This window comes from Phyllobacterium brassicacearum (assembly GCF_003010955.1).
GTDB lineage: Bacteria > Pseudomonadota > Alphaproteobacteria > Rhizobiales > Rhizobiaceae > Phyllobacterium > Phyllobacterium brassicacearum.
In genome coordinates, this window is record NZ_PGGO01000018.1 from 76,836 (window position 1) to 91,515 (window position 14,680).

At 57.7% G+C, this 14,680-nt stretch carries 12 protein-coding genes and 1 tRNA gene; 10 read left to right on the forward strand and 3 right to left on the reverse strand.

Annotated elements, in window-relative coordinates:
• The first annotated feature begins 170 nt into the window (after positions 1–170).
• Together CU102_RS20990 and CU102_RS20995 are read left to right on the forward strand one after the other, a co-directional pair.
• A complete protein-coding gene (locus tag CU102_RS20990; RefSeq protein WP_106713047.1) occupies positions 171–398 on the forward strand; it encodes a hypothetical protein in 228 nt (75 codons plus the stop codon).
• Positions 399–446: 48 nt separating this feature from the next.
• Positions 447–1,202 (forward strand): helix-turn-helix transcriptional regulator, encoded by a 756-nt coding sequence (locus tag CU102_RS20995; protein ID WP_166648504.1) that lies wholly within the window; start codon positions 447–449, stop codon positions 1,200–1,202.
• Between the two features lie 136 nt (positions 1,203–1,338).
• On the opposite strand, the gene CU102_RS21000 is transcribed toward CU102_RS20995, so the two are convergent.
• A complete protein-coding gene (locus tag CU102_RS21000; protein WP_106713049.1) occupies positions 1,339–2,403 on the reverse strand; it encodes a LacI family DNA-binding transcriptional regulator in 1,065 nt (354 codons plus the stop codon).
• Between the two features lie 116 nt (positions 2,404–2,519).
• On the opposite strand from CU102_RS21000, the gene bglB reads away from it, so the two are divergent.
• From bglB to CU102_RS21040, 8 genes are all read left to right on the forward strand, one after another.
• Positions 2,520–3,620, forward strand: coding sequence for a beta-galactosidase BglB (gene bglB / locus CU102_RS21005; protein ID WP_106713050.1), 1,101 nt, complete (start codon positions 2,520–2,522; stop codon positions 3,618–3,620).
• Positions 3,617–4,453 (forward strand): 5-dehydro-4-deoxy-D-glucuronate isomerase, encoded by an 837-nt coding sequence (gene kduI / locus CU102_RS21010; protein ID WP_106713051.1) that lies wholly within the window; start codon positions 3,617–3,619, stop codon positions 4,451–4,453. Before bglB ends, kduI begins: the two co-directional genes overlap by 4 nt.
• Positions 4,450–6,933: a hypothetical protein gene (locus tag CU102_RS21015; RefSeq protein ID WP_106713052.1), complete on the forward strand. Its 2,484-nt coding sequence runs from the start codon at positions 4,450–4,452 to the stop codon at positions 6,931–6,933. The genes kduI and CU102_RS21015 overlap by 4 nt, the downstream gene beginning before the upstream one ends.
• An 82-nt stretch (positions 6,934–7,015) precedes the next feature.
• A complete protein-coding gene (locus tag CU102_RS21020) occupies positions 7,016–8,287 on the forward strand; it encodes an ABC transporter substrate-binding protein (RefSeq protein WP_106713053.1) in 1,272 nt (423 codons plus the stop codon).
• Positions 8,288–8,484: 197 nt separating this feature from the next.
• On the forward strand, positions 8,485–9,513 hold the full coding sequence (locus tag CU102_RS21025) for a carbohydrate ABC transporter permease (protein WP_106713054.1): 1,029 nt from the start codon (positions 8,485–8,487) through the stop codon (positions 9,511–9,513).
• Entirely contained in the window at positions 9,510–10,562 is a 1,053-nt protein-coding gene (locus CU102_RS21030; RefSeq protein ID WP_106713055.1) for a carbohydrate ABC transporter permease, read from the forward strand. Before CU102_RS21025 ends, CU102_RS21030 begins: the two co-directional genes overlap by 4 nt.
• Before the next feature lie 11 nt (positions 10,563–10,573).
• Positions 10,574–11,641 carry an ABC transporter ATP-binding protein gene (locus CU102_RS21035; protein ID WP_106713056.1) on the forward strand — a complete coding sequence of 356 codons (1,068 nt, stop codon included), beginning with the start codon at positions 10,574–10,576 and terminating at the stop codon, positions 11,639–11,641.
• A 163-nt stretch (positions 11,642–11,804) separates the two neighbouring features.
• Positions 11,805–11,878, forward strand: a tRNA-Gln gene (locus CU102_RS21040).
• A gap of 318 nt (positions 11,879–12,196) precedes the next feature.
• Here CU102_RS21040 and CU102_RS21045 read toward each other — a convergent pair.
• Both CU102_RS21045 and CU102_RS21050 read right to left on the reverse strand, forming a co-directional pair.
• On the reverse strand, positions 12,197–13,672 hold the full coding sequence (locus tag CU102_RS21045) for an HAL/PAL/TAL family ammonia-lyase (protein WP_106713057.1): 1,476 nt from the start codon (positions 13,670–13,672) through the stop codon (positions 12,197–12,199).
• A complete protein-coding gene (locus CU102_RS21050) occupies positions 13,669–14,670 on the reverse strand; it encodes an ornithine cyclodeaminase family protein (protein ID WP_106713084.1) in 1,002 nt (333 codons plus the stop codon). Before CU102_RS21050 ends, CU102_RS21045 begins: the two co-directional genes overlap by 4 nt.
• Between the last annotated feature and the right edge of the window lie 10 nt (positions 14,671–14,680).

The following is a 14,680-nucleotide window of genomic DNA, read 5'->3' on the forward strand; positions in this document are numbered from 1 at the left end:
CGGCCTTTGTGCCATGTCCAATCATCAACAACTTGAGGGGACAATCCGGTGTGCAGCGAACCTGCCGCGGCAGCTCTCGCTATTTTCGATGAATTCGTCAATTGGATCAAACAAATGTCGCCGGCTAGCACCGACGACAGGCCACTCGGAGCTCGACGGACATGGTTGTAATGAGTGATCTATCGAAAGACGAATGGGAAGCACTGAGAAGTCTGTTGCAGGGCGAAACCATCCGGCGAATAAATGGTCAAACGGTCAAACGCCTGACAGATATCGGCGCACTGCGAAAGAAGAGAGGAGAGATAGAACTCTCCTACGCAGCGATGCAGCTGTTGATCGAACGCATGGCACGCATTAGCCGCGCGCGAAATCACGATACTCAAACGTGGTGCAATTGAATTTCAATGTTGGGAGCCTGTCAGAGAGGACGTTTTGGGGGTAAGAAAATGTCAGGAATCATGTATGAACGAATACCGGATGCTAATCATGCCGTTTTCAATCGGCATGCGGCGGCCCGCCGTGCAGAGTTCCGCATTGCATCAACAGAACTCCGTCCACAACGGACCCTTGCCATTATTGACGGACGCGCAGTTGCACGACAGCACCTTTCATGGGGGCTTCTATCGAATGGGCTTGGACTGCGCATGGCCACATATGGCGCAATCGAAGAAATAGAGGAACATGAAGCGGCGGAATTTTCGGTCATTCTTGTGTGCGTTGACGACTCCAGATCCAAGGATAATTCAGTTGCACTCGAGATTGAGGCGCTTATTCGGAGATTTCCGAGCATCCCGGTCATTGTCCAGGCCGAACTATGCGGATCTCAGCAAATCCTGCACGTTCTCGAGCAAGGTGCATGTGGTTACCTTCCAGGCAACGCCGGAATGTCTGTTTGCATCGAAGCAATATCCATGGCGCTGGCCGGAGGTGTTTTTGTCGCAGCCGAGAACTTGCATGATATTCAACGCATCCTCGGAACCAGACGTTCTCAATCCAAGTGCGAGGGAATGTTTACACCACGGGAACGGGACGTCATCGAGGTTCTGCGGCAGGGAAAGGCAAACAAGACGATTGCCTATGCTCTTAACCTTGCGCCAAACACCGTCAAAGTTCACGTCGGAAATATACTCAAGAAGCTGCGGGCAACAAATCGGGCGGAAGCAATTTACAAGATCAACACCATGATTGACGAAATGGTTTAGAGCGTCGTTTCAGAAAATAGGACGCCATTTGGGGGCGACGGGGGCCGCACCTGCATCTGACCCTCCCTCTTGTAGGGAGGGATTTTTTTGAATGGTCAACGCTGAACGCGTTTGCCTTCTTAGGGCGCGTGAGCAATCAATTTACACCCGCCAACCCGCGCCGCGGCCCGGTTGACGAGCGTTCGACGAGGTGACAGGCGAGTTCCACCCGGCGCGGGGGTATAGGAATGCCGGAAAGATTGTCGCGCAGGAGGTCAAGCGCCACAGAGCCGATTTCGCGCATGGGAATGTGCATGGTTGTCAGCGGCGGGTTCTGGAACGCTGCCTGTGGAAGATCATCCATGCCTACGACGGAAACGTCGCCGGGCACCGAGAAACCCTTTTGCTGAACACCCATCATTGCACCGACGGCGAGGCTGTCGCCAGCAGCAAGGACTGCGGTAAAATCAAGGCCGCGTGTCTCGATTCGCGAAGCGATGGCCGCAGCCGCGAGTTCGGGCAACCAGTCCTCGACGGGAACGACCAGATCCGCATCAAGCGGTAATCCCCGATCCTGCAACGCATCTTGCCAGCCCTCGTAACGTCTTTCGATCGTTCGTCGACCCGGCCGCATTAAAAACAGGATGCGCTGGTGACCCAGATCGATCAGGTGATCGGCCGCCAGGCGCGCACTTGATCGATTGCAGGGCGTCACGCTGGAGAGTCGCATGAATGGATCGTCGCCGTTCAGAAGGACAACCGGCTTATCGAAGCCACGCGTGGCTTCCAGCATGGCCTCGTCGTCCACCGTGAGAAACAGAACCCCGGCAACTTGCGGATCTTCGCGCGCTTCCCTCAACACCGCCAGTTCCTCACGCTTGTCGGCGATCGGGCGAGTCACGATCTCAAGTCCCAGTGCGTGAGCGCGTTCGTTCAGGCCCTCAAGGACATAGAGCGTGAACTGATTGCGCACATAGTCGATCATGGCAGCACTGGATGCCGCCAGGATGACCTTCTGCCCGGCGACGGCCGTCGGTATTACGTAGTTGGCAATCTTGGCCGCTTCGAGAACCTGTTGGCGGATCTCCAGCCGTACCCCTTTTTCACCCGCCAAGGCACGCGACGCGGTGCTGAGGGACACGCCGCAGGTCTCGGCGATGTCGGCCAGCCGCACCCGTCGACTCTTCTTTCCGCGCTTACCCGGCAGCGGTTTAGCAACCATTGTGGACTCCCATACCACAATCATGAAAAAAATTTTCAGATTGCGCAAGAATTTTCATCGTGCATCTAATAACCCATGGAGCCACCCGTAAGAGTGGGGCGATAGGGAGGAGTGCTATGGGCCCGACTGGCCACGACATTCGTATTGGCCTCGATCGACTTGTCGCCGGAATGACTGGCCTCAAGCATGAAGGTCGCTTCCATGAACCGAATCTCGATGGCACCGCCGGTGACTACATCAGCTTCGACAGCTGGGAATGGCCGCAAGGTGTCGGGCTCTACGGGCTGATCCGGCTTTGGCTGTTCACAGGACGCGATGATCTTCGCCAGCTCGTGGAAAACTGGTACGTGGACAGGCTTGATGCCGGATTGCCGCAACTCAATGTCAACACGACCGCGCCGATGCTTGGCCTATCCGTTCTCTGGGCCAAAACAGGCGACCCGCGCTGGAAGCCGCTGTTAGACGACTGGGCGAACCGCGTGATCTCGGAAATGGGACGAACGCCGGAAGGCGGCTTCGAGCATCACGTGTCTGACAAGATCAATGACAACGAACTTTGGGACGACACTCTCTATATGGTCGCACTGTTTCTGGCCTCCTATGGCCAGGCGAGCGGACGACAGGAATTGATCGATGAGGCTTCGCGGCAGTTTCTTGTTCACGCTCGCTACCTCGCCAACCCTCACACAGGCTTGTGGTTTCACGGCTGGACCTTTGAAGGCCGGCACAATTTTGCCCGAGCGCATTGGGCACGCGGCAACGCCTGGATCACCGCAGGCATCCTCGATCTCTTCGACCTCGCCGAGATAACAAAACCGGTGAAGGATTTTCTGCAGGGTGTTCTCGTTGCGCAGGTTGATGCGCTGCTGCCGCTTCAGACAGCATCCGGCGCATGGCGTACGCTACTCGACGATTCTACCTCGTATGAAGAGATCTCCGCGACAGCCGGCATCGGCTACGGTCTGTTGAAGGGTTACCGCCTTGGTCTTGGGACGCTGGCGTGGCGAACCGCGGGGCAGAAGGCGCTGCAGGCAGTGATGAACAATATCGATGAGACCGGCACAGTGCTCAATGTCTCCTACGGCACGCGCATGGGCCACGATCTCCAGTTCTACAGAGATATTCCAATCCAGCCGACCGGCTATGGACAGGCCTTGGCGATCTTGTGCCTTTCGGAAGCATTGCAGCACGTCGAAACAGAAGGACAGGCGGCATGACGATGAAGGTCTTATACGGGGCTGGTCCCGAGGACATAAAGAGCTATGATACGGAACGCCTCCGCAGTGAGTTCCTCATTACCGGCTTGTTCGCGGCGGACATCGTCAACTTCACCTATACGCACGTCGATCGTCTCATCGTGGGTGGCGCCATGCCGGTTACTGAGCCTCTGTCGTTCGGATCCGGAATTGACATCGGAACGCCATACCTTTTGTCGGCACGGGAAATGGGAATCGCCAACCTGGGTGGCACCGGCACCGTTAACGTCGATGGCAAACTTTTCACGCTGCAGAACCGCGATGTTCTCTATGTCGGACGGGGAGCCAGGGAAATCAGCGTCGCTAGTGTCGCCGCTGATGCCCCGGCCCGATTCTACATGAACTCAGTTCCGGCCGGCGCTGATTTTCCCCATCGCCTGATAACCAGGGCGGAGTCGAAGCCGCTTGATCTTGGTGAGGCCCGCCGATCGAATAAACGCCGGCTTGCCATGTACATCCATCCGGAAGTGGCGCCGTCGTGCTTGTTGTTGATGGGTATAACCGATCTTGCCGAAGGGAGCGTATGGAATACCATGCCGCCACATCTGCATGAGCGGCGGATGGAAGCCTATTGCTACTTCGACATGGCGGGCGAAGACCGGGTTGTCCACCTGATGGGCCGCCCCGAAGAGACGAGGCATATACTGGTTGCCGACGGCGACGTCGTGCTCTCCCCTGCCTGGTCGATTCACATGGGTGCTGGCACAGGTCCTTACGCTTTCGTATGGGGCATGACCGGTGAAAACCAGGAATATAATGACGTGGCCCCGGTAGCACTGGCAGACCTGAAATGACTGATACCAAATCCCGCTTGATGAAAAATCTGGAACCGGGTGAAGCAATTCGATACTGGCAGCTCGGCGCGACTGCCGAAGAGAGTTTTGACGTTCCGGACGTCCCGATGAAAGGGGAAATGGATCCCTTCTTCTTCCTGACCAAGCACAAGAATTTCATACCGCATGAATACCCTTGCCGCACGATTTTTACCGAGCAGTATCGCGGCCGGCGCCCGGATGTGCGGGGCGCTTTCGACGCCGTGCGGTGGTGGTTGCCATTCGGCTCGCCGCGGCTCGACCTGTCGGGCTTCTGGTTCCGCCCGACGCGACTCGCCACCTGGGCACGCACCTTCGTGCACGCCAATGAGGCGGGTGCTGCCAAGTTACGGTTCGGAACTTGCGGAGGCGCCGTCCTCTGGTTGAATGGCACGGAAGTCGGCTGGGCGGCACCTTACAGCCGCAATCTCGAGGAGAAATCCGAGTTCGACCTCGCGCTCGCGGCAGGATTGAACGAGATCATCATCTTCTTTGATGATCTCGCAGAGCGGGATGCCCGCTATTTCTTCCAGCTCGATTATTTGTCCGGTCCTGCTGCGCGCGTCGTCGTGCCAGTTCCATGCACAAGTGAGGTGGCTGAGGATATCGAAGCCGCGCTTGACGGCATGCATTTTGACCGGACTGCTTATTTCGATGGCGACATCACGCTGCGTTTGGCCGCGCCACTGCCCGTCGATGTGGGGGTCAATGTCGCGGTCGAAGGTGACTTCATGTCCACCGAGCGATTTGACTACGACTTCGTGCTGAGGGCAGGCCACGACCGTCTGACCATCGGCCCAGCGATCAAGGCTCCCGCCGACTTTCGTCACTTCCGCATAACGCTCGATGTTGAAGGCTTCGTCGCATCCCGCTCGTTGGGAGTCGAGATCTGTCATACTGGCCGCCAGGGTGCCGCACCGGCGGCGCTTGCCGACCGGATCGCGGAAACGCTGGACGAAATCTCGGAGTTTTCCGAGCGCGACACGGTTCGGGCCTTCGCGCGGCTGGCAAGTGGCCGTGCCGGTGCCGACACAGACGCCATGATCGAGGAAATTCTGCCCTCTATCGAAGATTGCCACGACTGCGCGGATTTCTCGCTCGTCCCGCTGATTTGGGCACGTACGGTCTGGGGCGCGGATATCGGCGAGAAGACACGTAACCGCATCGACCAGGCGATCCTCAACTATCGCTACTGGATGGATGAGCCGGGCAATGACGTGCAGTGGTATTTCTCCGAGAACCACGCGCTCCTGTTCCATACCTCGGCCTATCTTGCGGGACATCTTCTTGCTGGATCGACGTTCGTGCGCTCCGGCCGTGAAGGCAAGGAACAGAGCGCCGTGGGTGCTGCCCGTGTGCGCGCCTGGCTTGACCATTTTGAAACCTGGGAAATGGCGGAATTCAACTCCGCGCCCTATTTCCCGATCGATCTCAAGGGCCTCACCGCCCTTGCCGCCCTGTCACCCGACGCGGACATCGCGGAACGAGCCAGGAACGGCATCGTCCGCCTGTGCGAGATCATCGCCCGCTCGGCACATCACGGCATGGTCACGGCAGCTCAGGGCCGCTCCTACGAGCACACACTATGCGCCGGTCGCTCGCTGGAGCTTTCCGGTGTTGCACGCCTGCTTTGGGGTAAGGGCTGGTATGGCCGCCGCGTTCACGCCTTGCCGCAGCTTGCCGTCTGCCTGCGCGATCATGGTCTGGTCGTGCCAGAATCCCTGCAAATGGTCGCCTGTCACCAAGCTGACAATCATCAGGAATGGTGTTTCGCGCAGGGCGAGAACAGCTTTGCCGCGCTCTACCATTACAAGAGCCGCGATTTCGCCATGGGCTCGGCTGCCCATTATCGCTGGAATGAATGGGGTTATCAGGAGACCGTCCTGCATCTTCGCATTGGAGAGCGTCCTGAGGCCGCGATCTGGATCAATCATCCCGGCGAGTCAATCCAGTTCGGATACGGCCGACCCTCGTTTTGGGGCGGCAGCGGTACCCTCCCCCGCGTCCACCAGTACCGAGGGTTGGCCGTACTCGAATTCTCCACATTCGACGAGCAACCCGATTTTACGCACGCGTGGTTCCCTGTTGCCGAATTCGATGAAAGCATTGTCAGAGGCAGTCTGGCACTCGCCCGTAGCGGGCATGGTGCGGTGTTGTTGCGCGGCAACACGGAACTGGTGGCCGTCAAGGATGGACCATCCGCCAATGCGGAACTGCGGCAGTACGGCCGCAAGACGCGCTGGATCGTCCGTATCTGCAAAGCGTCGAACCTGGATACGGTCGAGTCAAGATTCGCCGGTGTTGCCTTGAACGAAGGCACCGGCGGTACTCTCCGGATCGAGGATCCGGACTACGGCATCGTCAAATTTCATTCAGACGGGTCGGTGGAGGCCGAAGGCCGGGTCGTTTCGCCGAAGAATTTCACAGTCGCTGGCGAGGTTACCATGCTGGCGGCCAAATAAGGACGGGCGCCGGTCCTGTAAGCCGGCGCACTGTCCATCGACGAGCGGGAGTAGGGCTCGTCCCACAAGAGGAGGAAGATCAATGAGCAAGACCAGTACGATGCTAACAGCGTTCGCCGTCGGACTTTTGGCGTCGACGGCCGCCATCGCCGGGGACGTCCGCATCATGTGGTATTCCGACGGTGTGGAAGGCGAGGTTCTGAAGGACCTCCTCGCCCGCTTCATGAAGGACAACCCCGGGATAAATGTCGTTCTCGACAACGTTGCCTATGGTGTGGTGCGTGAACAGCTCCCGGTCCAGCTGGAGGCGGGCGACGGTCCGGACATAGCACGCGTGACCAATCTGAAGGCGTTGAGCCAACACTGGCTCGATCTGCGCCCACTGGTCGCCGACGCGGCCTATTGGGACAAGAATTTCGGTGGGCAGGCCGACTGGATGCGACCCGATGGTTCGAACCAGATTTCGGGCTTCATGACGCAGATAACGCTGACGGGCGGCTTTGCTAACAAGACGCTGTTCGATCAGGCAGGAGTTTCCCTCCCGCCGAAAGATGCAACATGGGACGATTGGGCCAAGGCCGCGAAAGAAGTGGCCCAAAGTCAGCAAGTTCCGTTCCCCATGGCACTCGACCGCTCGGGCCACCGGTTGACCGGGCCCAACCTTTCCTATGGTTCCAACTACATTGGTGCGGACGGAAAACCGGCGCCGCTCGATGAAGGCGCCAAGAACTTCATAACCAAATTCGTTGGTTGGGTCGCCGACGGCACGATGAGCAAGGACGTCTGGGTTTCGGCCGCTGGTTCGACCTATCGTGCCGGCGCAGATGACTTCATCAACGGCCAGCTCGTCTATTACTATTCGGGCTCTTGGCAGGTGCCAAACTTCTCGACGAAGATTGGCTCGAATTTCGATTGGGTTGCGACCGGCAGTCCGTGCGGCTCCGCCAACTGCTCCGGGATGCCCGGTGGCGCTGGTCTTGTGGCGATCAAATACACGAAGAATCCAAAGGATGTCGCCCAGGTGATGGATTATCTGACACGCGAAGACATCGTGAAGGAATTCTCCGAACGCACACTGTTCCTGCCGGCGCACAAGGGTCTGCTTGAAAAAGGGCTGGATTTCAAAACGGATGACGAGCAGGCAAAGGCGGCTCTGAATACCTTCGTAGCGTCCACCTCTTCCCTGTCCGATGTCGCGCAAAAGCTCCCTGGCTGGTTTTGGTCGGATGCGTTCTATGGTGCCCTGGTCACCCGTGTGAGCCAGGCGGCGGCAGGCGAGCTGAAGCTTGATGAAGCATTCTCGCGCATCGACGCGGATATTGCAGCCAAGGTCAAGGACTCGGGCGTTAAGTGACCGCCGGATGATGGTAGCAATGACAAGGTTTGACGGGGACTACTGTTGCCCCGGCATACCGTCTTCGATCGCAACCAGTGTGTCGGTGGGGATCGGCGCGTAGCGCCCAGGCTTGCCGAGACATTGAGGAATGATTTGTGGATCGAAGCAGTGGCTAAGGATGCGGCCTGTTTCGTGTGGTCGGAGGGAAGCGAACAATGAAAGCAGACATCCCTGGAAAGCCTGGTTTCAACTTTGGCGATGCCGCCATGGTGCCGGTTCGCTTCGCGATGGAACTCGTCGATCCACCTTTGCGATGGCTTCAGAGGACGGCAGGGTTGGGCGGCATGGCGACCTTCTTCCTGCTGCCCAACATGCTGATATTCGGCATCTTTGTCCTCCTGCCGTTTTTCATCAACTTTGCCTATTCGATGACGGGTGGCGCCGCCCTCTTTCTGCCCGATCGCAATTTTGTCGGTGCGGATCAATATGCCCGGCTATTTGACTGCTCGAACTATCTCGATCCAAACAGCTGCGCCGAAGACACATTCTGGACAGCTGTAGGCAATACCGGATGGTTTGTCCTCCTCCAGGTAACGCTGATGATCGGCGTCTCACTGGTGACCGCTCTGATCCTCAATCGCGACCTCAGGGCGCGCAGTTTCTGGCGTGCAGTGTTCTTTTTTCCGGTGCTGCTGTCGCCGGTGGTGGTCGGACTCATATGGAAGTGGATCCTGCAACGCCAGGGCCTTCTGAATTTCGGTCTTTACGGCCTCGGCTTCGAACCCCACGCCTGGCTGAACGACCGCAACTGGTCTTTTGCAGCCGCGGTCGGTGTGTCGATCTGGGCGCATATGGGATTCTACACACTGATCCTGCTGGCAGGACTCCAGGCGATCCCCAAGGATCTGTACGAAGCTGCCGAAATGGACGGCACGAAGCCGACCCGCGTCTTCCTGCGGATCACCCTGCCATTGCTGGCGCCCAACCTCCTTGTCGTCATCGTCCTGGTGCTGATACGCGCCGTGCAGATTTTCGACGAAGTGTACGTGCTCACCGGCGGTGGGCCCGGCACCAGCACCTTGTTCCTGACCCAGTACATTTACGAAACTGGCTTCGCCGCCCAACTTCGCAATCCAGGACTCGCTGCAGCCGCTTCAATCCTCATGGGCGCGGTGCTTGTTGTTCTGACACTGCTGCAGCTCAGCCTCGGCCGGTCCAGCGAGAAGAAAGGAGACCGCAAATGAGTCGCATTGCGCAATTTCTTTTCCGCCGCAAGGGAGGCAGGGGCTGGCACTGGACAGATATCGTGACCTGGGTCTGGCTCGTCGGGGGACTGTTCATCATGTTTGGTCCCGCGGTCTGGCTCGTCGGATCGTCGTTCAAGTCGCCCGCGGCGCTTGCGGAGTTTCCCCCGACCATATTGCCCTATATCACCCAGAAGGTGACCGTCAGTGGCATTGACAAGCCGCTCGATCTTTATGAGGTCACGCTCGAAGGCGGAAAAACGGTGAAACTCGCTGAAGTGCGGCGCGTCGGTGTGGTCAGCCAGATGGTCGATCCCAGCAATCCGGGAGAGGTTATCAAAGTGAACATCTCCCAACGCAAACCAGTTCGCGAAATGTCTTTCGCGTCCGAGAACTACACCGGGCCATTCACGCACTTCGATTTCGTGCGGTATCTCTGGAATTCGGTCTTCGTGACAGTGGTCGCCACGCTGATTACTCTGATCGTCAACTCCATGGCAGCCTTCGCGCTCAGCAAGTATGAGTTTCGTGGCCGAACCATAGCGATGCTGCTGATCCTGGCAACGCTCATGGTGCCCCTGTCGGTCATCATGGTGCCACTCTATTCGATAGTCTCGGCGCTTGGCCTCTTCAACAGCCTCTGGGGTGTCATCCTGCCAACGGTGGCGACACCAACCGGCGTCTTTATCCTGCGCCAATATATGTTGACCATTCCCGACGAACTGATCGATGCGGCTCGCATGGACAAGGCATCCGAATGGCAGATTTACTGGCGCATCATCCTGCCTTTAACGGCGCCGGCGCTCGCAGTCCTTGCGATCTTTTCTGTAGTCTGGCGCTGGAACGACTTCCTCTGGCCCCTGATCGTTTTGTCGCGAAAGGAACTTTACACCCTGCAGGTTGGGCTCAGCATCTATTCTGGCGAGTTGAATGTGCAATGGCACTTTATCCTTGCCATGACTGTCGTGACCATGATCCCGGTTGTCCTGGTCTTCATCTTCCTGCAGCGCTTCATCACAACTGGCATTGCCGGAACCGGGCTGAAATAAAGGGGATCGTCATGGGACATATCAAGCTCACCAACGTCGCGAAGTCCTTCGGCAGTGTCGATGTGCTTCATGACATCAGTCTTGAGATAGCCGACAGTGAATTCGTCGTCTTCGTTGGTCCCTCGGGTTGCGGTAAATCCACCCTACTCCGCATGATTGCCGGTCTTGATCGTCCGAGCAGAGGTGAACTTACGATTGACGGAAAACTCGTCAACAACGTCCCGGCTGCCGACCGCGGGTTGGCCATGGTGTTTCAATCCTACGCGCTCTATCCGCACATGAGCGTGCGCCAGAACCTCGCGTTTGGCCTGGAAAACACCAAAATGCCGAAGGCGGAGATAGTCGAGCGTATTGCAGAGGCGGCACGGATGCTCGAGATCGAGCCGTACCTCGAGCGGCGGCCCGGCCAGCTCTCGGGCGGCCAGCGCCAACGCGTCGCCATCGGGCGCGCCATCGTCCGCCGGCCGGTCGCCTTCCTGCTTGACGAGCCTCTCTCCAATCTGGACGCTGAACTTCGTGGTTCTACCCGCGCGGAGCTTGCCGCGCTCCACGCAAGGCTTTCAGCCACGATGATCTATGTCACACACGATCAGGTCGAGGCGATGACGCTCGCCGACAGGATCGTTGTGCTGCGCGCCGGCCGCGTCGAACAGGTCGGCACGCCGCTGGAACTCTATAATTCGCCTGCCAACCGCTTTGTCGCTGGCTTCATCGGCTCACCTCACATGAACTTCCTCGATGGCACGATAGAATCGCTCGGACCGAGCAAGGCGGTTGTGGCACTGACCGGTGGTCACCGCGTAGAAGTCCCGGTCGATGGCACCGCCGCAGGCGCGCGCGTGACCTTGGGCGTCCGTCCGCAGCACATCTCGATCGGCGATAAGCAAGGCATTCCTGCGGAAATCAAACTCGTCGAAGCACTCGGTTCCGAGACAGTGCTCCACGCCGACGTAGCCGGTCAGAAGGTGTTGGTGGTTGCTCCGGGACAACACGACCTCATGGCGGGCGCGGGCATTCACTTGTCGCTCTCGGCGGCACCTCTGCACATCTTCAATGAACAGGGGCTTCGTCTTGGATAGATCCATGGATAACAACGACAACGGCAGGCCCTTTTTGGCCGGGTGCCTGTTCCAAAGCAAAAAGAATTGGCGAAACCAGCAACAAGGGGTTTGCATCCTGGGATAATTCAACTATATGACGACCCGCACAGGCCATTTGCCGTTGCCGCTTATAGGCAACTGTTGGGGAATAGGTTAACGGTAGACCCACGGACTCTGACTCCGTTAGTCCTGGTTCGAATCCAGGTTCCCCAGCCAAGCTTTTCCAATTAAAAATCAATAGATTGGCTTACGATTGGTTCCGCTTGGCCCCTCTGCAGATTGGGCCAGCGATCACTTGTCTTAGACATCATTGTGAATTGACGGCACTAACGAGATGGGTGCAGCGTAGTTACTGCTGAGGATAAGTGGCGCCTCGTGCGGAGGGAAAGATGCGACTGTTTCTCGTTTTGATTTTGGTGGCGCTGAGCGGCTGCGTGTCCACTAGCCCGCCTGATGGCGATAGCATTTTACGCCGCCCCTCATGGTCTGGGAACGATTAGGCTTCCCAAGTCAGCTATTGGCATTCAACCGAGTTCAATGTTCCTCGCGAAGGCGACCAGCCAGTTTTGACACATCTTCCCCAAGTGCCCGATCCTCCTCAAGCTTGCCAGAAATTTCTCGCACAAATACGTACGTTTGCGCCGATCCCTTACCGCAGAGGTGACCGGGCTTGAGATCGATCGCCTGCGTAGCGGCCAACAACTCACAAGCGATAACATAGCTCCATAGCTCGACAATCTCGGCACACTTCGCGACAACCAGATGAGTCTGGGTCGCATGGTCCTCCACGCCTTCCGAGACCGGCAGAAAGTCGAGCATAACCGGATTGGCCTTGTGGCGTATCTGCGCAATGAGCGCCGTGACGGTTTTCTGTAACGGTACGAACCCTGCGGAGGGGCCTCCTATCGGCGTGAGGTAGCGTGGCAGACCATTTCTAACGGATCCGGTTAGCTGGATGAAGCGAGCCGCGCTTGCGAGTGCCGCCTGCGCGATGGCGATGCCGAGCGTTTCAAAAGCGAGGGCCAACGCCGGTGTATGGAAATTGCCCGTCGACAAAACCCGATTCTCATCAAGGAGCACCAAAGGGTTGTCCGCCGCTGCGTTCAGTTCGATCTCTATCGTTTCCGTTGCCGCGTTCAACGCGTGGGCTAATGCACCGTGGATCGACGCGACGCAGCGCAGGCTCAGCGGATCCTGGATAGCGGATTTTGCCTCGAGTAGCGAGGATCCCTGAAGATGGGCAAGCAGCATTTCCGCCTCCTCTACCTGACCTGCGGCCGGTCGAGCGCGTTGGATGGCAGGCGTCAGAATGAGTGGATTGCCGCCAAGTGCTTCAAAGCTCAACGCCGCGGCCTGGCGTTGGGAGTCAATAAGCCTAGCCCCATCCGCGGCGATCAAAGCTCCCTGGCCGACTGAAACCGCCGAAGCATTGAGCAGCGACAGCCCGTCTTTCGGACCAAGCCTGGATGGCCTGAGACCAGCCATTTCAAGCGCCTGTTCTGATGAATAGACCTGCCCTTGAAACTCCGCATTGCCCTCTCCGATCAGCGTTTGAGCCATCGATGACAGAAGCACGAGATCTCCAGCACCGATCGAGCCGATAGACGAAATGACCGGATGCACTTTCTTATTTATTAGAGCGAGCAAATCATCGAAAACCGCCGGGGAAATCCCAGAACCTCCGACAGAAAACATCGATAGTCGGGCGGCCATGACTGCTCGGGTGACGTCACGCGACAAGGATGGACCAACACCCACGCCGCGACCGCGCACAAGTTGTTGCTGGAACGCGGTGATGTCTTCAGTGACAGCGGTTTTCAGGTTGGCTCCAAGGCCTGTATTCAACCCATATATCTGTTGGCCGGAAGCGGCTGCCTGATCGAGAAGTACGCGAGCCCTCGCCAGACGATCATAAACATCGGCGTTGATCTCGACGGTTACGTCCTTGCGGGCGATCGCTGCTATCTCAGCGACTGTCACACCATTTCCGTTGAAAACGATCGCGCTCATGCAAACCGCAACCTTTGGCCAATGTTCGCCGCCTTGGCTTTTTCGAGCATAGCATGGCCAAGCGCGATATCGCTTAGCGAGAGACCGCGATGCCAGAACAGGATTGTTTCGCCATCATTCTCACGCCCCGTCTTGCGGCCGGCAACGATCTGACCGAGTTCCGCATGCAAGGTCTGCTCGGATAGCTTACCAGCTTCGACATGTGCCCGGAGCGAACCGAACTTGCCACCTTTGCACTGACCCCAGTCGTCGACCACGAGCTTGTCCATGATATCGGTAAGAGACAATTCGACTGCACTCATTGTTCCATATGGTACGACGAAGGCTCCCGGCTTGATCCATTCTGTCTTGAGCATCGGTTGTGGTTCCGGCAAGCGTGAAGCTTCCACGACAATATCAGCGCCCTCGACACAGGCGCGCCAATTGTCAGTCACGACAATCTTCTTGCCTAGATCGACCGACAGTTTCGCTGCAAATGCGTCCCGGCTTTCTGGCCGGCGCGAATGCACGCGAATCTCGTCGAAATCGTAAAGATGGTCGAGCAGCCGGACGTTCCAATAGGCCGTGCCACGTGCGCCGACATGGCCCAGAATTTTCGAATCCTTGCGCGCGAGATATTTTGCACCAAGCGCAGTGATCGCGCCTGTACGCATATCGGTGATCACTGTGGCATCGAGAATGGCCCGGGGTGCACCGGTACGTGGGTCGAACAGGTTAAGGACACCGAACTCCGACGGATAGTTCAGCTTGTAGTTGTCAACAAAGTCGCCAACAATCTTGACGCCGGCCAGATTCAACGGCGCCACATAACCACGCAGCACATTGAAATGACCGTGAAAAGCTGCGTCCGGCTCGAGATGGACCCGCGGCTCAGTCACAGTCTCGCCGTTGCCCTGCGCGGCGAGCGAAGTTTCGATCGCATTGAGTATCTCCTCATCGGTCAGCGCCAAGGCATCAATGTCGAGGGCGTTCAGATAGTCAATGTAGATGGGCTTCATGCTGTTCTCT